Source organism: Streptococcus mitis (assembly GCF_965111725.1).
Lineage (GTDB): Bacteria > Bacillota > Bacilli > Lactobacillales > Streptococcaceae > Streptococcus > Streptococcus mitis_DV.
The window spans coordinates 314,327-337,346 of sequence record NZ_OZ217341.1 but is presented as its reverse complement, the minus strand read 5'-3'; the positions used below and the strand labels follow the sequence as shown (position 1 = coordinate 337,346).

Annotated in this window: 21 protein-coding genes, 2 tRNA genes, 2 rRNA genes and 1 pseudogene; 5 read left to right on the top strand and 21 right to left on the bottom strand. The window is 42.5% G+C overall.

Annotation, left to right across the window (positions count from 1 at the left end):
* Positions 1 to 43: 43 nt before the first annotated feature.
* From ACLV7Q_RS01725 to rlmD, 5 genes are all read right to left on the bottom strand, one after another.
* Positions 44 to 2,945 (bottom strand): 23S ribosomal RNA (locus ACLV7Q_RS01725).
* A gap of 125 nt (positions 2,946 to 3,070) precedes the next feature.
* A tRNA-Ala gene (locus ACLV7Q_RS01720) sits at positions 3,071 to 3,143 on the bottom strand.
* 51 nt (positions 3,144 to 3,194) lie between these two features.
* A 16S ribosomal RNA gene (locus tag ACLV7Q_RS01715) occupies positions 3,195 to 4,740 on the bottom strand.
* Together the 16S and 23S rRNA genes with 2 tRNA genes alongside form the textbook arrangement of a ribosomal RNA operon.
* 242 nt (positions 4,741 to 4,982) lie before the next feature.
* Positions 4,983 to 5,054 (bottom strand) — tRNA-Glu (locus ACLV7Q_RS01710).
* Between the two features lie 61 nt (positions 5,055 to 5,115).
* Entirely contained in the window at positions 5,116 to 6,471 is a 1,356-nt protein-coding gene (rlmD, locus tag ACLV7Q_RS01705) for a 23S rRNA (uracil(1939)-C(5))-methyltransferase RlmD (RefSeq protein ID WP_218758102.1), read from the bottom strand.
* A 37-nt stretch (positions 6,472 to 6,508) separates the two neighbouring features.
* On the opposite strand from rlmD, the gene recX reads away from it, so the two are divergent.
* The gene (recX, locus tag ACLV7Q_RS01700; RefSeq protein ID WP_173307405.1) at positions 6,509 to 7,285 is read left to right on the top strand and encodes a recombination regulator RecX; all 777 of its coding nucleotides are present in this window, start codon (positions 6,509 to 6,511) and stop codon (positions 7,283 to 7,285) included.
* An 88-nt stretch (positions 7,286 to 7,373) separates the two neighbouring features.
* On the top strand, positions 7,374 to 7,907 hold the full coding sequence (locus tag ACLV7Q_RS01695; RefSeq protein WP_000775321.1) for a DUF402 domain-containing protein: 534 nt from the start codon (positions 7,374 to 7,376) through the stop codon (positions 7,905 to 7,907).
* 70 nt (positions 7,908 to 7,977) lie between these two features.
* Here the strand turns inward: ACLV7Q_RS01695 and ACLV7Q_RS01690 are convergent, their stop codons facing one another.
* The 4 genes from ACLV7Q_RS01690 to ACLV7Q_RS01675 all read right to left on the bottom strand — a co-directional run bounded on the left by ACLV7Q_RS01690 (position 7,978) and on the right by ACLV7Q_RS01675 (position 11,357).
* On the bottom strand, positions 7,978 to 8,745 hold the full coding sequence (locus ACLV7Q_RS01690) for an epoxyqueuosine reductase QueH (protein ID WP_049510180.1): 768 nt from the start codon (positions 8,743 to 8,745) through the stop codon (positions 7,978 to 7,980).
* A 138-nt stretch (positions 8,746 to 8,883) separates the two neighbouring features.
* Positions 8,884 to 10,506 (bottom strand): chaperonin GroEL, encoded by a 1,623-nt coding sequence (gene groL / locus ACLV7Q_RS01685; RefSeq protein WP_173307404.1) that lies wholly within the window; start codon positions 10,504 to 10,506, stop codon positions 8,884 to 8,886.
* 15 nt (positions 10,507 to 10,521) lie between these two features.
* Entirely contained in the window at positions 10,522 to 10,806 is a 285-nt protein-coding gene (groES, locus tag ACLV7Q_RS01680) for a co-chaperone GroES (RefSeq protein ID WP_173307403.1), read from the bottom strand.
* 155 nt (positions 10,807 to 10,961) lie between these two features.
* Positions 10,962 to 11,357 (bottom strand): single-stranded DNA-binding protein, encoded by a 396-nt coding sequence (locus tag ACLV7Q_RS01675; RefSeq protein WP_173307402.1) that lies wholly within the window; start codon positions 11,355 to 11,357, stop codon positions 10,962 to 10,964.
* Positions 11,358 to 11,558: 201 nt separating this feature from the next.
* Between ACLV7Q_RS01675 and ACLV7Q_RS01670 the strand changes: the two genes are divergently transcribed.
* Complete coding sequence (locus ACLV7Q_RS01670; protein ID WP_173306895.1) at positions 11,559 to 12,815, top strand: ISL3 family transposase; 1,257 nt, start codon at positions 11,559 to 11,561, stop codon at positions 12,813 to 12,815.
* Positions 12,816 to 12,856: 41 nt separating this feature from the next.
* Here ACLV7Q_RS01670 and ACLV7Q_RS01665 read toward each other — a convergent pair whose 3' ends face one another.
* Genes ACLV7Q_RS01665 through ACLV7Q_RS01650 form a run of 4 tightly spaced genes read right to left on the bottom strand, consistent with a single transcriptional unit; the run spans position 12,857 to position 14,915 of the window.
* Entirely contained in the window at positions 12,857 to 13,618 is a 762-nt protein-coding gene (locus ACLV7Q_RS01665; RefSeq protein ID WP_173307401.1) for an SDR family NAD(P)-dependent oxidoreductase, read from the bottom strand.
* A gap of 41 nt (positions 13,619 to 13,659) precedes the next feature.
* Positions 13,660 to 14,286, bottom strand: coding sequence for a YtpR family tRNA-binding protein (gene ytpR, locus ACLV7Q_RS01660; RefSeq protein ID WP_173307400.1), 627 nt, complete (start codon positions 14,284 to 14,286; stop codon positions 13,660 to 13,662).
* 15 nt (positions 14,287 to 14,301) lie between these two features.
* Positions 14,302 to 14,619 (bottom strand): thioredoxin family protein, encoded by a 318-nt coding sequence (locus tag ACLV7Q_RS01655; RefSeq protein ID WP_000615777.1) that lies wholly within the window; start codon positions 14,617 to 14,619, stop codon positions 14,302 to 14,304.
* A complete protein-coding gene (locus ACLV7Q_RS01650; RefSeq protein WP_172934433.1) occupies positions 14,616 to 14,915 on the bottom strand; it encodes a DUF4651 domain-containing protein in 300 nt (99 codons plus the stop codon). The genes ACLV7Q_RS01655 and ACLV7Q_RS01650 overlap by 4 nt, the downstream gene beginning before the upstream one ends.
* Positions 14,916 to 15,008: 93 nt before the next feature.
* Here ACLV7Q_RS01650 and ACLV7Q_RS01645 point away from each other — a divergent pair, with 93 nt between their 5' ends.
* A complete protein-coding gene (locus ACLV7Q_RS01645; protein ID WP_033679736.1) occupies positions 15,009 to 15,140 on the top strand; it encodes a hypothetical protein in 132 nt (43 codons plus the stop codon).
* Positions 15,141 to 15,164: 24 nt separating this feature from the next.
* Here ACLV7Q_RS01645 and ACLV7Q_RS01640 read toward each other — a convergent pair.
* The 4 genes and pseudogenes from ACLV7Q_RS01640 to ACLV7Q_RS01625 form a co-directional block, all read right to left on the bottom strand.
* Positions 15,165 to 15,362 (bottom strand): annotated as a pseudogene (locus ACLV7Q_RS01640) (N-acetylmuramoyl-L-alanine amidase family protein); the annotation flags it as partial.
* A 242-nt stretch (positions 15,363 to 15,604) separates the two neighbouring features.
* Positions 15,605 to 16,279, bottom strand: coding sequence for a hypothetical protein (locus ACLV7Q_RS01635; RefSeq protein WP_218758056.1), 675 nt, complete (start codon positions 16,277 to 16,279; stop codon positions 15,605 to 15,607).
* Positions 16,280 to 16,283: 4 nt separating this feature from the next.
* Positions 16,284 to 16,730, bottom strand: a complete 447-nt coding sequence (locus ACLV7Q_RS01630) for a LytTR family DNA-binding domain-containing protein (RefSeq protein ID WP_218758057.1) — start codon at positions 16,728 to 16,730, stop codon at positions 16,284 to 16,286.
* Positions 16,731 to 16,949: 219 nt separating this feature from the next.
* Positions 16,950 to 17,453, bottom strand: a complete 504-nt coding sequence (locus ACLV7Q_RS01625) for a phosphatase PAP2 family protein (RefSeq protein WP_218758058.1) — start codon at positions 17,451 to 17,453, stop codon at positions 16,950 to 16,952.
* Between the two features lie 35 nt (positions 17,454 to 17,488).
* Between ACLV7Q_RS01625 and ACLV7Q_RS01620 the strand changes: the two genes are divergently transcribed.
* Positions 17,489 to 17,710, top strand: a complete 222-nt coding sequence (locus tag ACLV7Q_RS01620; protein ID WP_218758059.1) for a hypothetical protein — start codon at positions 17,489 to 17,491, stop codon at positions 17,708 to 17,710.
* A gap of 35 nt (positions 17,711 to 17,745) precedes the next feature.
* Here ACLV7Q_RS01620 and ACLV7Q_RS01615 read toward each other — a convergent pair whose 3' ends face one another.
* From ACLV7Q_RS01615 to ACLV7Q_RS01600, 4 genes are all read right to left on the bottom strand, one after another.
* The gene (locus ACLV7Q_RS01615; protein WP_218758060.1) at positions 17,746 to 19,506 is read right to left on the bottom strand and encodes an ABC transporter ATP-binding protein; all 1,761 of its coding nucleotides are present in this window, start codon (positions 19,504 to 19,506) and stop codon (positions 17,746 to 17,748) included.
* Positions 19,496 to 21,265, bottom strand: a complete 1,770-nt coding sequence (locus ACLV7Q_RS01610; protein WP_218758061.1) for an ABC transporter ATP-binding protein — start codon at positions 21,263 to 21,265, stop codon at positions 19,496 to 19,498. Before ACLV7Q_RS01610 ends, ACLV7Q_RS01615 begins: the two co-directional genes overlap by 11 nt.
* The gene (locus tag ACLV7Q_RS01605; RefSeq protein ID WP_218758062.1) at positions 21,240 to 21,710 is read right to left on the bottom strand and encodes a MarR family winged helix-turn-helix transcriptional regulator; all 471 of its coding nucleotides are present in this window, start codon (positions 21,708 to 21,710) and stop codon (positions 21,240 to 21,242) included. The genes ACLV7Q_RS01610 and ACLV7Q_RS01605 overlap by 26 nt, the downstream gene beginning before the upstream one ends.
* A 176-nt stretch (positions 21,711 to 21,886) precedes the next feature.
* Complete coding sequence (locus ACLV7Q_RS01600; RefSeq protein WP_057488302.1) at positions 21,887 to 22,603, bottom strand: YebC/PmpR family DNA-binding transcriptional regulator; 717 nt, start codon at positions 22,601 to 22,603, stop codon at positions 21,887 to 21,889.
* Positions 22,604 to 23,020 lie beyond the last annotated feature (417 nt).

The following is a 23,020-nucleotide window of genomic DNA, read 5'->3' as shown; positions in this document are numbered from 1 at the left end:
ATTCAAACCAAGAAAACCTCTCGCTTTCATATTCTCAGTTACTTTGGATAAGTCCTCGAGCTATTAGTATTAGTCCGCTACATGTGTCGCCACACTTCCACTTCTAACCTATCTACCTGATCATCTCTCAGGGCTCTTACTGATATATAATCATGGGAAATCTCATCTTGAGGTGGGTTTCACACTTAGATGCTTTCAGCGTTTATCCCTTCCCTACATAGCTACCCAGCGATGCCTTTGGCAAGACAACTGGTACACCAGCGGTAAGTCCACTCTGGTCCTCTCGTACTAGGAGCAGATCCTCTCAAATTTCCTACGCCCGCGACGGATAGGGACCGAACTGTCTCACGACGTTCTGAACCCAGCTCGCGTGCCGCTTTAATGGGCGAACAGCCCAACCCTTGGGACCGACTACAGCCCCAGGATGCGACGAGCCGACATCGAGGTGCCAAACCTCCCCGTCGATGTGAACTCTTGGGGGAGATAAGCCTGTTATCCCCAGGGTAGCTTTTATCCGTTGAGCGATGGCCCTTCCATACGGAACCACCGGATCACTAAGCCCGACTTTCGTCCCTGCTCGAGTTGTAGCTCTCGCAGTCAAGCTCCCTTATACCTTTACACTCTGCGAATGATTTCCAACCATTCTGAGGGAACCTTTGGGCGCCTCCGTTACCTTTTAGGAGGCGACCGCCCCAGTCAAACTGCCCGTCAGACACTGTCTCCGATAGGGATCACCTATCTGGGTTAGAGTGGCCATAACACAAGGGTAGTATCCCAACAACGTCTCCTTCGAAACTGGCGTCCCGATCTCATAGACTCCTACCTATCCTGTACATGTGGTACAGACACTCAATATCAAACTGCAGTAAAGCTCCATGGGGTCTTTCCGTCCTGTCGCGGGTAACCTGCATCTTCACAGGTACTAAAATTTCACCGAGTCTCTCGTTGAGACAGTGCCCAAATCATTACGCCTTTCGTGCGGGTCGGAACTTACCCGACAAGGAATTTCGCTACCTTAGGACCGTTATAGTTACGGCCGCCGTTTACTGGGGCTTCAATTCATACCTTCGCTTACGCTAAGCACTCCTCTTAACCTTCCAGCACCGGGCAGGCGTCACCCCCTATACATCATCTTACGATTTAGCAGAGAGCTGTGTTTTTGATAAACAGTTGCTTGGGCCTATTCACTGCGGCTGACGTAAAGTCAGCACCCCTTCTCCCGAAGTTACGGGGTCATTTTGCCGAGTTCCTTAACGAGAGTTCTCTCGCTCACCTGAGGCTACTCGCCTCGACTACCTGTGTCGGTTTGCGGTACGGGTAGAGTATGTTTAAACGCTAGAAGCTTTTCTTGGCAGTGTGACGTCACTAACTTCGCTACTAAACTTCGCTCCCCATCACAGCTCAATGTTATAGAACTAAGCATTTAACTCAGTTCACACCTCACTGCTTAGACAGACACTTCCAATCGTCTGCTTTAGTTAGCCTACTGCGTCCCTCCATCACTACATACTCTAGTACAGGAATATCAACCTGTTGTCCATCGGATACACCTTTCGGTCTCTCCTTAGGTCCCGACTAACCCAGGGCGGACGAGCCTTCCCCTGGAAACCTTAGTCTTACGGTGGACAGGATTCTCACCTGTCTTTCGCTACTCATACCGGCATTCTCACTTCTATGCGTTCCAGCGCTCCTCACGGTACACCTTCATCACACATAGAACGCTCTCCTACCATACCTATAAAGGTATCCACAGCTTCGGTAAATTGTTTTAGCCCCGGTACATTTTCGGCGCAGGGTCACTCGACTAGTGAGCTATTACGCACTCTTTGAATGAATAGCTGCTTCTAAGCTAACATCCTAGTTGTCTGTGCAACCCCACATCCTTTTCCACTTAACAATTATTTTGGGACCTTAGCTGGTGGTCTGGGCTGTTTCCCTTTCGACTACGGATCTTAGCACTCGCAGTCTGACTGCCGACCATAATTCATTGGCATTCGGAGTTTATCTGAGATTGGTAATCCGGGATGGACCCCTCACCCAAACAGTGCTCTACCTCCAAGAATCTCTAATGTCGACGCTAGCCCTAAAGCTATTTCGGAGAGAACCAGCTATCTCCAAGTTCGTTTGGAATTTCTCCGCTACCCACAAGTCATCCAAGCACTTTTCAACGTGCCCTGGTTCGGTCCTCCAGTGCGTCTTACCGCACCTTCAACCTGCTCATGGGTAGGTCACATGGTTTCGGGTCTACGTCATGATACTAATTCGCCCTGTTCAGACTCGGTTTCCCTACGGCTCCGTCTCTTCAACTTAACCTCGCATCATAACGTAACTCGCCGGTTCATTCTACAAAAGGCACGCTCTCACCCATTAACGGGCTCGAACTTGTTGTAGGCACACGGTTTCAGGTTCTATTTCACTCCCCTCCCGGGGTGCTTTTCACCTTTCCCTCACGGTACTGGTTCACTATCGGTCACTAGGGAGTATTTAGGGTTGGGAGATGGTCCTCCCAGATTCCGACGGGATTTCACGTGTCCCGCCGTACTCAGGATACTGCTAGGTACAAAGACTATTTTAAATACGAGGCTATTACTCTCTTTGGCTGATCTTCCCAAATCATTCTTCTATAATCTTTGAGTCCATATCGCAGTCCTACAACCCCGAAGAGTAAACTCTTCGGTTTGCCCTCCTGCCGTTTCGCTCGCCGCTACTAAGGCAATCGCTTTTGCTTTCTCTTCCTGCAGCTACTTAGATGTTTCAGTTCACTGCGTCTTCCTCCTCACATCCTTAACAGATGTGGGTAACAGGTAGTACCTGTTGGGTTCCCCCATTCGGAAATCCCTGGATCATCGCTTACTTACAGCTACCCAAGGCATATCGTCGTTTGTCACGTCCTTCTTCGGCTCCTAGTGCCAAGGCATCCACCGTGCGCCCTTATTAACTTAACCTTATTTTTCTGACCTTTCAGTCATAAACTCTTATTAATACTACAGCGTTTTCGGTTTATTTTCTTGTTACTATTTGATATAGATATTCAATTTTCAATGTGCATTACTTGGTGATCTCTCACCAATGGAGCCTAGCGGGATCGAACCGCTGACCTCCTGCGTGCAAAGCAGGCGCTCTCCCAGCTGAGCTAAGGCCCCACAAGACCTCTCAAGACTAAACAAGACCAATGCGCAGTTCCTTATCCTTAGAAAGGAGGTGATCCAGCCGCACCTTCCGATACGGCTACCTTGTTACGACTTCACCCCAATCATCTATCCCACCTTAGGCGGCTGGCTCCTTACGGTTACCTCACCGACTTCGGGTGTTACAAACTCTCGTGGTGTGACGGGCGGTGTGTACAAGGCCCGGGAACGTATTCACCGCGGCGTGCTGATCCGCGATTACTAGCGATTCCGACTTCATGTAGGCGAGTTGCAGCCTACAATCCGAACTGAGACTGGCTTTAAGAGATTAGCTTGCCGTCACCGGCTTGCGACTCGTTGTACCAGCCATTGTAGCACGTGTGTAGCCCAGGTCATAAGGGGCATGATGATTTGACGTCATCCCCACCTTCCTCCGGTTTATTACCGGCAGTCTCGCTAGAGTGCCCAACTGAATGATGGCAACTAACAATAGGGGTTGCGCTCGTTGCGGGACTTAACCCAACATCTCACGACACGAGCTGACGACAACCATGCACCACCTGTCACCTCTGTCCCGAAGGAAAACTCTATCTCTAGAGTGGTCAGAGGGATGTCAAGACCTGGTAAGGTTCTTCGCGTTGCTTCGAATTAAACCACATGCTCCACCGCTTGTGCGGGCCCCCGTCAATTCCTTTGAGTTTCAACCTTGCGGTCGTACTCCCCAGGCGGAGTGCTTAATGCGTTAGCTACGGCACTAAACCCCGGAAAGGGTCTAACACCTAGCACTCATCGTTTACGGCGTGGACTACCAGGGTATCTAATCCTGTTTGCTCCCCACGCTTTCGAGCCTCAGCGTCAGTTACAAGCCAGAGAGCCGCTTTCGCCACCGGTGTTCCTCCATATATCTACGCATTTCACCGCTACACATGGAATTCCACTCTCCCCTCTTGCACTCAAGTTAAACAGTTTCCAAAGCGTACTATGGTTAAGCCACAGCCTTTAACTTCAGACTTATCTAACCGCCTGCGCTCGCTTTACGCCCAATAAATCCGGACAACGCTCGGGACCTACGTATTACCGCGGCTGCTGGCACGTAGTTAGCCGTCCCTTTCTGGTAAGATACCGTCACAGTGTGAACTTTCCACTCTCACACTCGTTCTTCTCTTACAACAGAGCTTTACGATCCGAAAACCTTCTTCACTCACGCGGCGTTGCTCGGTCAGACTTCCGTCCATTGCCGAAGATTCCCTACTGCTGCCTCCCGTAGGAGTCTGGGCCGTGTCTCAGTCCCAGTGTGGCCGATCACCCTCTCAGGTCGGCTATGTATCGTCGCCTTGGTGAGCCGTTACCCCACCAACTAGCTAATACAACGCAGGTCCATCTGGTAGTGATGCAATTGCACCTTTTAAGTAAATGTCATGCAACATCTACTCTTATGCGGTATTAGCTATCGTTTCCAATAGTTATCCCCCGCTACCAGGCAGGTTACCTACGCGTTACTCACCCGTTCGCAACTCATCCAGAGAAGCAAGCTCCTCCTTCAGCGTTCTACTTGCATGTATTAGGCACGCCGCCAGCGTTCGTCCTGAGCCAGGATCAAACTCTCATTAAAAGTTTGAGTTCTCACTCATTTCTGTCACTGACAGATTTATTGTTTTTTTCATTGTTCAGTACTACAACCTTAGTTGTAGTGCCCTGCACATTGGTTCGTCTTGTTCAGTTTTCAAAGGTCTTTGTCACTCGCTTCTCTCAAGCGACAACTATATTAGTATATCACAGCCGCTTTCGCTTGTCAACACTTTTTTGAAACTTTTTAAAACTTTTTTCATCAAGTGTTCCATCTGCAACATACTATAGTCCGTACGGGATTCGAACCCGTGTTACCGCCGTGAAAAGGCGGTGTCTTAACCCCTTGACCAACGGACCAGAGTTGGTATTTTCAACTCTTACTATTATACCGACTTTTCAAACTTTGTCAACACCTTTTTTAAACTTTTTTTATTAATTTTACAACAGCCTCAGTTCGTGCGGTATGTGGGAACATATCGACTGACTGGATATAATGGACATTGTAGACTTCTACTAAGCGTACCAAATCACGAGCCAAGGTCGAAACATTACAAGAAATATAAACCATTTTTTCTGGTACATAAGTAAGAATAGTATCTAATAACTTATCATCCAGACCTGTACGTGGTGGGTCCACAATCAGAGCATCTGCTCGGTAGCCTTCCTTGTACCAACGAGGAATAATCTCTTCTGCTGTTCCAGCTTCATAATGAGTATTGTCAAATCCCATTCTTTTAGCATTTCGCTTGGCATCTTCAATGGCTTCTGGAATAATATCCATACCTCTGAGTGTCTTTACTTTCTTTGCAAAGGCAAACCCAATCGTTCCAACTCCACAATAAGCGTCAATCAAATGGTCTTCTTTATTAACATCCAAGGCTTTTACCGCCTCGTTATAAAGAACTTCTGTTTGTTCAGGATTTAGTTGATAGAAAGCTCGAGGAGATAGTGAAAATTCATAATCGAGTACACCTTCTTGAATACTCTCTTGTCCCCAGATAATCTCTGTCTTTTCACCATAAATCTCACTGGTTTTAGCTGTATTTGTATTCACAGCTACTGTCACAACTTCTGGGAAATCTTTAACTAAGTCTTTTACTAGTTGGGTTAAATTAAGCTGACGATTTGTAACAATAATAACCTGAACCTGTCCAGTCTTTCTTGCTCGTCGGACCATAATAGTCCTAACACCTAGAACTTTTCTCTCATCTGTGATTGGAATCTGGTGATAAGTAAGTAATTCCGCTAGACGATTAGCAATCACTTGGGTTTCCCTGTCTTGTACCAGGCAGTCTTTCAACTCTACTAAATAGTGAGAGTTTTGTGCATATAAGCCTGCCTTGACCTGATTCTTAAATTTTCGAGTCTGAAATTGTAACTTAGCTCGATAATATTTTGGTTCCTGCATTCCAATAGTTGGACGAATTTCATAGTTCTCATATCCTGCAGGAGCAAATTTTTTCAGCGCTTGATGAAGCAAGTCCGTCTTGAACTCCAGCTGCTTATCATAATGCAGATGCATGATTTGGCAGCCTCCGCACTCATTGTAAATAGTACATGCTGGCACAACACGGAATTTAGACTTCTTGTTGACCTTCAGTAATTTCGCTTCAACAAAGTTACGTTTAATAGAAGTAATCTGACAATAGATATCTTCTCCTTTGAGAGCTCCAGGTACAAAAACTAACGTTTTTTGGTAAAAGCCGATTCCCTCACCATTAATTCCCATGCGCTTAATTTTTAATGGTATTTTTTGTTTCACTTTCAGATTCATACCCCTATCTTATCACATTTTGAGTTATAATAGAACTATGAAAATCACAAAACTTGAAAAGAAAAAAAGACTCTATCTGATGGAGCTTGATAATGACAACAAATCCTACATTACTGAAGATACTATTGTTCGTTTTATGTTATCGAGAGATAAGGTGATAAGCGAAGAAGAATTGAAAGAGATTCAGGACTTTGCTCAATTTTCTTATGGTAAGAATCTGGCCCTCTACCATTTATCCTTTAAAGCACGCACTGAAAAAGAAGTCAGAGAATATCTGAAAAAATACGATATTGATGAAAACATCGTTTCTCAAGTCATTGTTAATCTTAAAGAAGATAAGTGGATTAATGATAGCCAGTACGCTTATGCTATCATCAATGCCAATCAACTTTCAGGAGACAAGGGGCCTTATGTACTGACTCAGAAACTAGCACAAAAGGGGGTTTCAAAATCTACTATAGAAGAGAACTTGAAAGAATTTGATTTTTCGGAAGTTGCTCAACGTGTAGCCAATAAACTATTGAAAAAATATGAGGGAAAACTTCCAGCTCGTGCCCTGCAAGATAAGATTATCCAGAACTTGACTAACAAGGGTTTTTCTTATTCTGATGCTAAAAGTGCCTTTGACGACTTAGATAGCCAAGTCGACCAAGAAACGACTCAAGAACTCATCTTCAAGGAACTTGATAAGCAATATGCTAAGTATGCTCGAAAGTATGAAGGATACGAACTTAAACAGCGTTTAACCCAAGTTTTAGCACGCAAAGGCTACGATTTTTCGGATATAGCAAGCGCTCTTAGAGAATATCTTTAATATTTCCAAGTGAAATTCACAGATTTTAGGTAATTTTATGGTACAATAGTAAATGATAAACTTATAAATTGTAGAAAGTTGGTTAGTTATGAAGCTTCCAAAAGAAGGCGACTTTATTACAATTCAAAGTTATAAGCATGATGGGAGTCTCCACCGAACTTGGCGGGACACCATGGTACTAAAAACAACAGAAAACGCCATTATTGGTGTCAACGATCATACACTTGTTACCGAAAGTGATGGTCGTCGTTGGGTCACTCGAGAACCGGCTATTGTTTACTTTCACAAGAAATATTGGTTTAATATCATTGCCATGATTCGTGATAATGGAACTTCCTACTATTGCAATATGGCTAGCCCCTACTATCTGGATGAAGAAGCACTGAAGTATATTGATTACGATTTGGATGTTAAAATTTTTACAGATGGAGAGAAACGCCTCTTGGACGTTGAGGAGTATGAGCGTCACAAACGCAAAATGAATTATTCTGATGACTTGGACTATATTTTAAAAGAACATGTCAAAATTCTTGTTGATTGGATTAATAATGGACGTGGTCCTTTCTCAGAAGCCTATGTAAACATTTGGTACAAGCGCTATGTAGAACTAAAGAATCGGTAAAGTTGTCAAACTAGGGTGAAAGCCCTGGTTTTTTTATTTGAAAAAACCAGCTTTTCAGCTGGGTTGATTTCTATATATCTAATTTCGTAACAGTAAATTTGATGTGGGAATAGTCTTTTTCAACATCCTTATCAAGCATGAACGCTGTGGCGTCCTTCTTAACCTGAACCAAATCAATATTCTGAGCCTGGGCCGCATAGACGCATCCACAATAACATTGACGATAGATATCATACTCTTCACACATCTCCACTGAACGTTTGTAGCCTTGATTTTTCTTGAAATCACTTGGAAGATAGTGGGTTGTATAAATTTTTTGCACATCGATTCCGATGCTGTTAATGGTTTGAGAATTCTTATGAGGACTGATGGTCAAAGCTGAACCAAAGTAGTCAAAGCCCAGATCCATAGCCACTTGAGCTGTCTTATCCAGTCGGTAGTCAAAGCAAACCTTACAACGGTCACCACCTTCAGGCTCTTCTTCCAAACCTCGAACCAGTTTACGATATTCGTTAGGTTCATAAGGAGCTTCTAGGTATTGAACGTTATTGCCAGTTCGCTCATTGAAATCACTGACAAACTTTTTAGTCACATAGGCACGCTTATGGTATTCTGCCTTGGGATGGATATTAGAATTGGCAAAATAGATAGTCACGTCTGCATACTTAGTCAAATATTCTAGAGTATAAGTACTACAAGGGGCACAGCAAACGTGCATGAGAATAGTTGGACGTTGCTCATTTTTCTCCCATACTTGTACCATCTTCTGCATGACACGGTCATAATTAATCTTCTGATTGGGGTTCATCTTGCTCAGAATTTCTTCTACATCGATCATGTTCTTCTCCTTTTTCTAGTCTTATTTTATCATATAAGTTAGGAGAGCTCAAATCAATTTAGAAGTGAATAGCATAAAAAAGGAGGAATAGCCATTCCCTCCTTTTGTGTTTTTTATAAGTTGCTATCTACAGAAAGCTTACATCATGCCGCCCATCATGCTTGGATCCATTGCTGGAGCTGGGGCCACTGGTTCTGGTTTATTGGCTACGACTGCTTCCGTAGTCAAAATCAAGCTGGCTACAGATGCTGCATTTTGTAGGGCTGAACGGCTCACTTTAACTGGGTCGATAATCCCTTGATCAATCATGTTAACCCACTCACCAGTTGCTGCGTTGAAGCCTGTACCAAGTTCGGCATTTTTCAAACGATCGATAACAATAGAACCTTCGAATCCTGCATTGTGGGCGATCTGACGAACAGGTTCTTCCAAAGCACGAAGAACAATATTGCGACCCGTTGCTTCGTCTCCTATCAATTCCAAATCAGCCACGGCTGGGATAACATTTACAAGGGCTGTTCCACCACCTGCAACGATACCTTCTTCAACGGCTGCACGAGTAGCGTTGAGGGCATCTTCGATGCGGAGTTTCATTTCTTTCAACTCAGTCTCAGTTGCAGCTCCGACCTTAATAACCGCTACACCACCTGACAATTTCGCCAAACGTTCTTGCAATTTTTCACGGTCAAATTCAGAAGTTGTGGTTTCGATTTGAGACTTGATAACTGCAACACGGTGAGAAATCGCTTCAGGATTTCCCGCACCTTCTACGATAACCGTGCTATCTTTGTCCACAGTTACTCTCGCTGCTTGACCAAGTGCTTCAATTGTAGCATCTTTCAACTCAAGACCAAGGTCTTCTGTGATAACTGTTCCGCCTGTTAAGATGGCTATATCTTCAAGCATGGCTTTGCGACGGTCACCAAAACCAGGTGCCTTGACTGCTACTACGTTGAAGGTTCCACGAATCTTGTTCAATACAAGGGTTGGAAGAGCCTCACCATCCACATCATCCGCAATAATCAAAAGCGGACGGTTGCTTTGGAGAATACTTTCCAATAGTGGCAAGATTTCTTGGATATTTGAAATCTTCTTGTCTGTAATCAAAATGTATGGATTTTCAAGGTCAGCCACCATTTTTTCGCTATCTGTCACCATGTACTGTGAAAGGTAACCACGGTCAAACTGCATTCCTTCTACGACTTCAAGCTCTGTTTCCATACCACGTGACTCTTCGATAGTGATGACACCATCTTTGCCAACTTTTTCCATAGCTTCAGAAATGTACTCACCGACTTTTTCAGAACGAGAAGATACGGCAGCAACCTGAGCGATAGCTTCTTTGTTGGCAACAGGGATGGCGTTGTTTTTCAAAGCTTCAACCGCTGCAGCAACCGCTGTTTCAATTCCACGACGAATGCCAATTGGATTTGCACCTGCTGTGACGTTTTTGATTCCTTCACGGACGATTGCTTGGGTCAAAACAGTTGCAGTTGTAGTCCCATCACCTGCGATATCGTTGGTTTTTGAAGCTACTTCTGATACCAATTTGGCACCCATATTTTCAAAATGGTCTTCCAATTCGATTTCTTTGGCAATGGTCACACCGTCATTGGTAATCAAGGGTGAGCCAAATGATTTTTCAAGAACGACGTTACGACCTTTTGGTCCCAAGGTTACTTTAACAGTATCTGCAAGGATATCGACACCACGGACCATAGCTGAACGAGCATCAGATGAAAATTTAATTTCTTTTGACATACTTACTTTCTCCTTCTATTCTTCAATGATTGCCAAGATGTTAGCTTCGCCTACGATGATGTACTTTTCATCGCCATCTTTGACATCAAGACCTGCGTGAGCTTCAACTAAGACACGGTCTCCAGGCTTAACACTTGGAGCTACCAAGTCACCGTTCAAGGTACGAACACCTTGTCCAGTAGCCACAACTTTGGCTGTCTTTGTTTTTTCTTGGGCTGAGCCTGCAAGGACAAAACCTCCAACATTTTGTTCCTTTTCTTCTATTTTTAAGACCACACGGTCCCCTAATGGTTTCAACATCTGATTTCCTCCATAATGAGATAGATAGTATTAGCACTCTTTATATCTGAGTGCTAAATCATAGTTCTATTGTATCACTTGGTCAGAAATAGTCAAGAAAAAAGTCTGACTTTCTCAAGATAAAAAGCCTGAGACCAACTCAGACTTTTTAATGTTTAAAATGGCAATTCCTCCTCTTCCAAAACCAAATCCGACAAATCTTGACCTGCATTATTTTCTCGCATAGCACGTTGGGCACGACTTTCCAAGAGTTGGAATCCTGTGACAAGTACTTCGGTCACATAATTCATTTGACCATTTTTCTCAAAACGACGGGTACGCAATTCCCCATCAACGGAAATAAGACTACCTTTGGTTGCGTAGCTTGCCAAAGTTTCTGCTAGTCTGCCCCATAGGACCATATTGACAAAATCAGCTTCGCGTTCCCCGTTTTGGTCTTTGTAACGACGATTTACAGCGATAGTTGCTCGCGCTACTGACTTGTCATTGTTGGTTTTGTGCAATTCTGGTGTAGACGTCAAGCGTCCGATTAAAATAACTTTATTATACATATTTTCTTCCTCCTACTTATCTATTCGTAGAAAATCAAAAAAAGTTACAGAAATTTGTAACTTTTCGAGGAAATTTTTGGCTCTATAATATTTGTAGTGGGTAAATCCCCTATAGATATTATGGAGCCTATTTTGTTGTAGAAAAAAAGTCCCATAAGATCTATAATGAAAAGCGACAAAACCATCATTAGAAAGAATCATATGGAACAATTACATTTTATCACAAAACTACTCGATATTAAAGACCCTAATATCCAGATTATAGACATCATAAATAGGGATACCCACAAAGAAATCATCGCTAGACTGGATTATGAGGCCCCTTCTTGTCCTGATTGTGGAAGTCTAATGAAAAAATATGACTTTCAAAAACCATCTAAGCTCCCTTACCTCGAAACAACTGGTATGCCTACTAGAATTCTCCTTAGAAAACGCCGTTTTAACTGCTATCAGTGCTCAAAAATGATGGTTGCTGAGACTCCTCTAGTAAAGAAAAATCATCAAATCCCTCGTATCATCAACCAAAAAATTGCTCAGAAGCTGATTGAAAAAACTTCTATGACCGATATTGCTCATCAGCTTGGCATTTCAACTTCAACTGTTATTCGCAAGCTCAATGACTTTCACTTTAAGCATGATTTTTCTCGGCTTCCAAAGACTATGTCTTGGGATGAGTACTCCTTTACCAAGGGAAAGATGAGTTTCATTGCGCAAGATTTTGACAATCTCAATATCATCACTGTTCTTGAGGGAAGAACACAAGCTATTATTCGAAATCACTTTCTTAAATATGATAGAGCCGTCCGATGTCGAGTGAAAATCATTACTATGGATATGTTTAGTCCCTACTATGCCTTAGCTAAACAGCTTTTTCCATGTGCTAAAGTCGTTCTAGATCGTTTCCATATTGTACAACATTTAAGCCGTGCTATGAGTCGTGTGCGTGTCCAAATCATGAATCAGTTCGATCAAAAATCCCATGAATACAAGGCTATCAAGCGTTACTGGAAGCTCATTCAACAAGATAGTCGTAAACTCAGTGATAAGCGATTTTATCGCCCTACTTTTCGTATGCACTTAACCAATAAAGAGATTCTTGACAAGCTTTTGAGCTATTCAGAAGACTTGAAACACCACTATAATCTCTATCAACTCTTGCTTTTTCACTTTCAGAATAAGGAATCAGAGAAATTTTTCGGACTTATTGAGGACAATCTTAAGCCGGTTCATCCTCTTTTTCAGACTGTTTTTAAAACCTTTATCAAGGACAAAGAAAAAATTGTCAACGCTCTTCAACTACCCTATTCTAACGCAAAATTGGAAGCCACTAATAATCTCATCAAGCTTATCAAACGAAATGCCTTTGGTTTTCGGAACTTTGAAAACTTCAAAAAACGGATTTTTATCGCTCTGAACATCAAAAAAGAAAGGACGAAATTTGTCCTTTCTAGATCTTAGCTTTTCATCAACCCACTACAGTTGACAAAGAGCCAAATTTTTTACTTTTTATGAACCATGAAACCTGTCGCCTGTTGATTGGCCATAATAGTCATATCTGTAATCTGCACACGATGAGGTTGACTGGTCACATAGACTACTGTGTCTGCAATATCCTGAGCTTGCAAGGCTTCGATTCCTTGGTAAACGGACGCAGCTCGCTCTTTGTCACCATGAAAACGCACTGTAGAAAAATCTGTTTCGACAATTCCAGGCTGAATGGTGGTCACCTTGATATCTGTTGCAATGGTATCAATTCGCAGACCATCTGAAAAGGTCTTAACTGCTGCCTTGGTAGCTGAGTAAACAGCGGCACCTGCATAGGCGTAGATTCCTGCGGTTGACCCCATGTTGATGATATGTCCTTGATTGGCTTTTACCATTGCTGGCAAGAAACAGCGAGTAACTGCCATCAAACCTTTGACATTGGTATCCAGCATGGTCAACATATCCAACTCTTCATAGTCCTGATAAGGTGCTAAACCTAGAGCCAGTCCGGCATTGTTGACCAGAATATCAATCTGACCTATCGTTTCTAGAATATCAGAGCAGACAATCTTTACCATGATCATATCCGTCACATCTAGTTGAAAAGTCCAAACTGTTTGATTTGGAAAAGTTTCTGCAAACTCCGACTTGAGGGTTTCTAATCGGTCTATCCGTCGTCCAGTTAGAACGACATTCTCACCCTTCTCCAGATAAGCACGCGCAATTGCTTCACCAATACCTGATGTCGCTCCTGTAATCACAACATTTTTTGCCATCTTATTTCCTTCTAGCTGGTCTATCAGATACTAACAACTTCTTAGGCAGTCCAGTGTTTAGCTGGATCAAATGGAGTTCCGACAACTTGGTCTTCTGATAATTCAAGCACCCCACGTTTTTGCGGAGCATTTGGCAGATGCAATTCACGAGGACTGCACATCATTCCAAAACTCTTTTCACCACGAAGCTCACCTGGGAAAATGAGGTTGCCTTTGGGCATCATAGCTCCAGGAAGAGCCACAATGGTTTTCAGACCGACACGCGCATTGGGAGCTCCTGCAACGATTTGTACGGTCTTATCACTTGCGACTGCAACTTGGCAGATGTTGAGGTGGTCACTATCTGGATGGGCTACCATCTCGACAATCTCACCAACAACAAACTTAGGTTCCTTGTCATTGACAATTTCTTCTGTAAATCCTTCTGCCTGCAACTCTTGGTTTAAACATGCTACTTGCTCATCTGACAAAAAGACTTGGCCGCGCTCTGCAATTTCAAATAAACTTGAAACTTCGAAAATATTCCAAGCCACTGTTTCCCCATTATCTTTGAGAAAAACACGGGCTACCTTGCCTTTGCGCTCCACGTCCAGTTTGGAATCTCCGCTATTTTTCACGATGACCATAAGGACATCACCGACATGTTCTTTGTTATATGTAAAAATCATTGTTTCTCTTTTCTCCTATTTCAATCCTGCTAAAAAGTCGTTAATTTGTTGCTTGCTTTTACGGTCGCGATTGACAAAACGACCGATTTCCTTGTCCTTTTCTAGAACAACAAGGCTAGGAATGCCGTAAACATCCCAGAGTTTGGCCAAATCCATATACTGGTCTCGGTCCACACGAATAAAGGTGAACTCTGGATTGGTCTCCTCAATTTCTGGTAAGGCAGGATAGATATAACGACAATCGCCACACCAGTCTGCCACAAAAAGAAAGACCTTCTTGCCATCTTTTTCTACTAAGGATGCTAATTCTTCTAAACTTGCTGGTTGTATCATAAAACTTCCTCCTCATAGACTAGGTCTTCATTTTCATAGACAAAGGTATAATGACGACCATCCTCAAAAATCACGCCACCAACCAAGCTCTCCAGACTGCTTTCATAAACTTGAACATAGAGGGTAGCAATTTCCCCCATGTCTGAAAAATGGTCTCGCACAATCGCTGTCAACTCTTCCTGAGTCTTCCTGAGCTTATGGTCATCTGCAACTTTTTTCGTAGCAAGGGCAAGGCTCCCAATACCAAACAGAGCCAAGCCTGCCATCCACATTTTTTTAGCTTTCATACCATTCATTTTAACACAAAAAAGGCTTTAGGACAAATGAGGAAGCAGCAGAAAAGCAAGTAAAAAGCCTCTTCCTTGAAGGAAAAGGACTTCTTATACTCAATGAAAATCAAAGAGCAAACTAGGAAGCTAGCCGCAGGTTGCTCAAAGCACTGCTTTGAGGTTGTAGATAGAACTGACGAAGTCAGCTCAAAACACTGTTTTGAGGTTGTGGATGAAGCTGACGTGGTTTGAAGAGATTTTCGAAGAGTATTATTCCTATTGCCAGGCGCCTGAGTTACCAACGTAGTAACCATCAGGTGTGTAAGTATTACGCAGCATCTTACCTGATGAAGCCAGATAATACCACTTGCCATTGTCTTTGACCCAATCATTCGCTAGCATGGAACCAGAAGAACTTACATAATACCATTCTCCCTTGTCATAAACCCAAGCGCTTGCTTTCATAGCTCCTGAGCAATTAGAGGCCAAAAAAACTGTCCAATATCATTCATTTTTTTAAAACATTTGACACTACATCATCCACGCTGTAGGACATAGATACATCAAACGTAAGAGCCAAAATATCGAAAAATATACAACTTTTAAAGGCAACATTTCATTTTTAAAAGTCTAACAACCATAGAACTGAAATCAGAGCAAGGCATCAATTTCCTACTCTTAGTACGCCTATTTTGATGATTGAAGTGAAGATTTTTTTATTTAACGTAGACAACTCCCAATTTCCCAAAAGCCACATCTCCACGGATAATCAAGGTTTTGCTGGTTGGGGCTAGAGAAGTATCTGCCTTGGCTACACCACAGAAAGTTTCCACCTTCAAATCAACTCTCCAGTGTTGGGGAACATAGATAACTGCATTGCCAAAACCAACTTCTACTTTCAGGGTTGCAGTATCTCCTAACATCTCTGCATTGTCATAATATATCTTGGCATTTCCAAAACCAACTTCTACTTGGTCTTCTACCAATTCTTGGTTTTGCTTGTAGAAAGTCCCAGTCCCAAAAGCGACTTCCTTATCTATAAAAATGGTTTTTTCACCATCGAACCACCATTTCTTGCCATTCCAAGTTCTGTTAGAGTGAGTGAGTGCGCTGACACCCATTACGATTAAAATACTAGCCAAAATAAGTGAAACAGGAGATAGCTGAATCCAATCATAAAAAAGATTCACTATATTTAATGCTGTTAATGCTAAAAAAGTGGCACTTGTCCAATGGTGTCTAAGGAAAGATTCTATTGCCTTATACAATAGAAAAGCGATAAAGATGAAGGGAGAATACTTAGTCTCCAAAGATGGAACACCATAATGTCCCTGTAATAAAATCCATGCTGCCAAAATGAGCAACACAATACCAAATGCTTTCTTTTTCATCTTATTACCTCATGTTTCTTAGATTTTCTTTTAGGAGGGATTGGTAATGCCGTGACACATGAACCTCCTTGTGGGTCTGATAAAAGGAAATGGTGCCCGTTCCTGAAAAGGACTTGTCCACCGAGTAGACTTGCCGAATATTAGCGATAGTTGACTTAGATACTCGACTAAAATAGCGAGGAAGGATAGCCTCTAACTCATAGAGTTTAAGCCGAACCTCGTAGGCATCTTTCTGGGTATGGGCATAAATCTTGCTACCTTCCGTCTCAAAGAAGAGAACTTCCGATAAGTCCAGATAATATTCACCCGTCCCCTTGTAGAAAATCAACCGAGGAGACTTGGACTCTTGCAAGAGACGCTGCAAATCCGCAATCTCATCTGTCAAAGAAGCTGCCTTGATGACAATTTCAGTTTCCTCTAAATTGCTGTCAATTTCGATTCGTAACTTCATTCCATCTCCTTTCTGACTCTACTATATCAAAGCTAAAATAAGAAAACAAGAGCAAAAAAGCAAGTGGTTACTTTAGGCACGTAAGTGGTTCTAGGACCGCCTTATACTCTTCGAAAATCAAATTCAAACCACGTCAGCGTCGCCTTACCGTACTCAAGTACAGCTTGCGGCTAGCTTCCTAGTTTGCTCTTTGATTTTCATTGAGTATTAACTTACAGGTCAAAATAGAAAGAAAATCACACCCCACACAAGAGCACAAATATAGCCAACCACTACATCCTCGAGAAAATACACTCCACCTAAGACTCTCACTAGACCTAGTAGAGCTGAAAAGACCAACAAGATAACCCCTACGGATAAACTAGCATGTAAGCAAGCCATGGAGATAATGGTTGCTGAAAAGACATGACGACTGGGCATAGACTGACCAGGGCTATCTCTGTCAAGCAAGGGTTTAATATCCCATTCCTCATAAGGCCTAGGAGCATTGATTTTCTTACGGAGAAGGGATAAAATCACAAAACCTGACGCAGGAACAAACAAGTAGATCCATATCTTTTTCCCAAGTCCTTCTTGGAAATAGGTAATTGCTAACAAGGTCAGATAAACTATAGGCATAACTATTGTCATAAACCGATTGAAAGCTCTTAACAAGCTCAGAAGAAAGGGCTTATTTCCAATGTTACCAGCAATGTGGTCATACAATTCTTGATAATTTTTCATATATTTTCTCATCACTTACTCAAATTTTATACTCAATGAAAATCAGAGAGCAAACTAGGAAGCTAACCACAGACTGCTCAAAGCACTGCTTTGAGGTTGTAAATAAGACTGACGGAGTCAGCTCAAAACACTGTTTTGAGGTTGTGGATAGAACTGACGAAGTCAGTAACCATACCTACGACAAGGCGAAGCTGACGCGGTTTGAAGAGATTTTCGAAGAGTATTGCTTGAAGGGAAGCACTTGTCTTCTAGTATAGTGCAGAAAAAGAAGGCCGTCAAGCCTTCTTTCGATTTATTCTTCTGCTTCGTCTTCTGTAAATTGACTGTTGTAGAGGTCAGCGTAGAAACCAGCTTGCGCCATTAGCTCATCATGATTGCCTTGCTCGATGATATTGCCATCTTTCATGACGAGGATAAGATCAGCATTTCGGATAGTAGACAAGCGGTGGGCGATGACAAAGGAAGTTCTGCCCTCCATCAAACAATCCATAGCTTTCTGAATCAATTCCTCTGTACGGGTATCAACAGAAGAAGTCGCTTCATCTAGGATTAGGAGTGGCGCATCTTTCAGCAAAGCACGAGCAATGGTCAAGAGTTGTTTTTGTCCGACAGACAAGGGCACTGTATCATCCAAGACGGTATCGTAACCATCTGGTAAGGTCATAATAAAGTGGTGAATCCCTACAGCCTTGCTGGCTTCGATCACGCGCTCATCACTAATACCCTCTTGGTTATAGATGAGATTGTCGCGAATGGTCCCTTCAAAGAGCCAGGTGTCTTGCAAGACCATTGAAAAGGCATCATGTACTTCCGAACGCTTCATCTCCTTGGTATTCACGCCATCGATGCGGATACTTCCCTTATCAATCTCATAAAACTTCATCAAAAGATTGACAATGGTTGTCTTCCCAGCTCCGGTCGGTCCGACAATGGCAACCTTTTGACCTGCATGAGCTGTCGCAGAAAAGTCATGGATAATAGTTCGCTCTGGTGTGTAACCAAAGGAAACTCGATCAAAGACCACTTGACCTTTCATATCGCTCAATTGTCTTGCTTTATGGGATTCGTCTTCCATTTCCTCTTCAGCTAGGAATTCGAAGACACGTCCCATGGCCGCACTAGCCTGCTGAAGACTAGTAATCCCTTGGGCAATTTGTGAAAGGGGCTGAGAAAAGATACGAACGTAGGCCATAAAGGCAACTATAATCCCGATACTGATGTGCCCATTTAAGGCCAAGGCTGCACCAACGATAATCACCAAGGCATAGCTGAAGTTCCCAATAAACATCATAATCGGCATCATAATCCCTGAAATAAACTGAGATTTCCAGATACTATCATACAGACGATGGTTTAATTTCGCAAACTCTTCTTTCGTGCTCTCGATAGCATTGTAACTGGTCACCACATTATGGCCAGAGTACATTTCCTCCACATAACCATTGACAGCTGCCAAATCCTGTTGCTGACTCTTAAAGAAGCCCTGGGATTTGCCCATAAAGACAGACACGAAAGCAAAGCCAACAAGAGTTGAAACAACCGTCACCAAGGCTAAAATCCAGTTCATCCCAAACATGGTTACCAAGACTGCCAAGACCAATAAACTAGATGAAAGAACTGTTCCCAGACTTTGATTAAGGGACTGGGCTGCAGTATCAACATCATTGGTTACACGAGACAAAGTATCCCCCTGAGAGTGTCCATCAAAATATCCCAATGGTAGGCTATTGATTTTCTCTGCAATCGCTCTTCTCAAACGCTCTGAAAATCGTTGAATAGCTGTTGTAAACAGAAAGGCCTGCAAATAATTTGATAGGAGTCCAATCACATAAATCGCGGCCAAAAAACCACCAATAGCTGCAACTGCCGCGACATCCACACTTGTTTCCAGACCACTGGCAATAATATTAGTCATTTCCTTGATGCGGGTTGGACCATATACAGTAATGATATTGGATACGATTGTTGCTAGAAAGGCAATCAGAAGGGCAAACTGGAGGCCCGCAAGATAGGGTTTACTCTGTTTCCAGAGAGACATTTTCTTATTTTCCATGTTCCAATTCCTCCTTCGATAGTTGTGAATAGGCAATTTCTTGGTAAACTTCATTATTAGCTAGAAGTTCCTTGTGGGTGCCTTGCCCCACGACTTTTCCTTGATCCAAGACCAAAATCAAATCTGCGTCCATAATCGTTGAAATACGCTGTGCGACGATAAGCTTGGTCATAGACTTAGTTTTCTCTGCTAACTCTTGGCGTAGGACACGGTCTGTCTTGTAGTCCAAGGCTGAGAAGGAGTCATCAAAGATGAGGATTTCTGGCTTCCGAGCTAAGGCACGCGCAATTGCTAGACGCTGTCTTTGACCACCTGAGAAGTTGGTTCCTCCTTGGGCCACTTCTGACGCTAAGCCCGCTTCCTTATCTTCGATAAAGTTCTTAGACTGGGCCAATTCTAAGGCTTGCCACATAGCTTGTTCACTAAGTGGTGTTTCTTGACTCTGTCCAAAGTCCAAATTGCCCTTAACATCACCTGAAAAGAGAACCGCTTTCTGAGGAATATAACCAACCTTGTTGCGCAAATCTTCTAAGGCATAGTCTTGAACATTGACACCGTCCACCAGAATTTCTCCTTCTGACACGTCGTAGAATCGTGGAATCAGATTGACCAGAGTTGATTTACCAGAACCTGTTGACCCAATAAAGGCCACTGTTTGACCAGCTTCTGCTTTAAAGCTAACATGCTCAATAACCGCCTCCGAATTTGCCGCATAGCGGAAGGTCACATCCTTAAACTCGACCTGACCTTTGAGGTTTTCATCAGCCAGCTGCACTTGAGCAGGGTTTTGGATAGAAGAATGTAAATCTAAAACCTGGTTGATCCGCTTGGCAGAGACCATAGTTCGGGGAAGAACGATGAAGAGTGCTCCCATGAGAAGGAAGCCCATGACAACCTGCATAGCATAAGACATGAAAACAATCATGTCACTAAAGAGAGGCAGACGCGCTATTGGAGCAGCGTCGTTAATCACATAGGCCCCAATCCAGTAAATCGCCACACTCAAACCACTTGAAATCCCCATCATGATAGGGTTCAAAATAGCCATAAGACGGTTGACAAACAAATTCAAGCGTGTCAATTCATCATTTACTGATGCAAATTTTTCATTTTGGTATTCTTCAGCATTGTAGGCGCGAACGACACGAATACCTGTTAAACTCTCACGAGTGATACTGTTCAGTTTGTCTGTCAGCCCCTGAATCAAGGACTGTTTTGGAAAGGCTAGCGTCATCAAAACGGTCGTCATCAAAACATTGACAATCACTGCCACAAGTACGGCCCAGAGCCAGTATTCTGAATGACCTAAAATCTTCCCGATAGCCCAGATAGCCATAATTGGACCACGCGTAACCACTTGCAAACCCATGGTAATCAACATTTGAACTTGAGTAATGTCATTGGTAGTACGAGTTAAAAGACTGGGAATAGAGAATTTCTTAATCTCTGTCTGCGAGTAGTCTAAAACTCGGTTAAAAATATCACTTCTCAGCCTACTAGTATAAGAAGCCGCCACTCGGGATGCAAAAAATCCAACTGCAACTACGGACAAGAAGGCAAGAAAGGACATTCCCACCATCATGCTCGCCGGCTGCCACAACTCATCTAAATTAGTTCCTTGACTACCTAGCAAATCCGTAATTTTCGAGATATAGGTCGGCACTTCCAACTCCAGATAGACCGAAAAGCAAGTAAAGAGAATGGCAAGTAAAATCATCTCCCATTCTTTTCTACTAATTCTTTTGGCTAATTTCTTCATTCTCTCCTCCTATTCTCTTGATATTTTCCTGTAGTTGACCGAGCACTTTCTCAAAAATCAGTAATTCATCTTCATCAATGTCTTCCATCAACTGCTTGTCTATTCGTTCAAAAAAAGCCTTAACCTGCTTCATTTGAGAACGTGCTTTGTCCGTCAAACAAACAAATTTTGCCCGCTTATCTCTAGGACTCGACTCCAATTCCACCAAACCATTTTGCACCATACGCTTGACCAAATTACTAGCAACAGACTTGGTAATATTGAGTTCCTGCTCTATATTTTTAATCAAGACCAAGTCTTGGTTTTTCTCACGATTATCCAAAAAACGCACAACCTGACCTTGAGGCCCACCCATAAATTCAATACCACAACGTTTGGCTTCCTTTTGCACCATCAGGTGAATCTGATGACCAAAACGCTTAAAGACTAACATCGGTTTATCCATACTAACTCCTTTCTAACCATTGCATTTAGTTCTCCTAGGAACTAAATAAGTTTTCATGAGAACTATTTTACCACTTTGAAAAGAGATGTCAAGAAAAAGTTTCCTAGAGAACTATTTTCTTGATCCAAAAAATCCCAAGTGATTTTTTCACTTAGGATTATGTTCTCTAGGTTAAATTAGAACCCGTCTACATTTGTGTAGATTTTTTGTACGTCTTCGTCGTCTTCAAGGACACTGTAAAGTTTTTCAAAGGTTTCAAGGTCATCGCCTGACAATTCCACTTCTGACTGAGGAATCATTTCCAATTCAGTCACTTGGAATTCTTCAATACCTGACTCACGGAGGGCAACGATAGCCTTGTGAAGGTCAGTTGGCGCTGTGTAAACTGTGATTGCACCTTCTTCTGCTTCTACATCGTCCACATCAACGTCTGCTTCTAGCAATTGCTCAAAGACTGCGTCCGCATCTTCACCTGCAAATACGATAACTCCCTTGTTGTCAAAGAGGTATGAAACCGAACCTGAAGCACCCATGTTTCCGCCATTTTTACCAAAGGCTGCACGGACATTAGCCGCTGTACGGTTGACATTTGAAGTCAAAGTATCCACGATCAGCATAGAACCATTTGGTCCAAAACCTTCGTAACGTCCTTCTGTAAAGGTTTCATCTGTATTTCCTTTTGCTTTATCAATCGCTTTATCGATAACGTGTTTTGGCACTTGGGCTTGTTTAGCACGGTCGATAACGAATTTCAAGGCTGAGTTTGATTCTGGATCTGGATCACCTTTTTTAGCTGCTACATAGATTTCTACACCAAATTTTGCATATACTTTAGAGTTAGCTCCATCTTTAGCCGTTTTCTTGGCTACGATATTGGCCCATTTACGTCCCATTAGGAATCTCCTTTTTTTCACATTTTAATCTTTCTTATTATAACACAAGTTTTTTCGATTTTCACTAGAGGAAAGAGATTTTATTCAGCAAATCGAGCTAGGATGACACTTTTGTTGCCAAGATTTCCTTGCCTTTCCATCCTTATCAACATTCAAAAAACAAACTAGACCATTATCTGCAAATAGAAAGTTTCAGCCAAGTTTGACAAAGTCAGCTCAAGCTACTGTTTTGAGTTTATAGATATAAGCGACAAAAACAATCCTACTGCACCTTTTGTTGACAGTCTACTCCAGACGTATCATAGTTCAAGTAAATACTTTGAAATTCAACAGTTCTTATAGGTGCTATTGTATTCTAAGAAATCAATAGAAGAGTTTCTAAACAAAACCATAATTTATATGTTCCTGAAACATAAA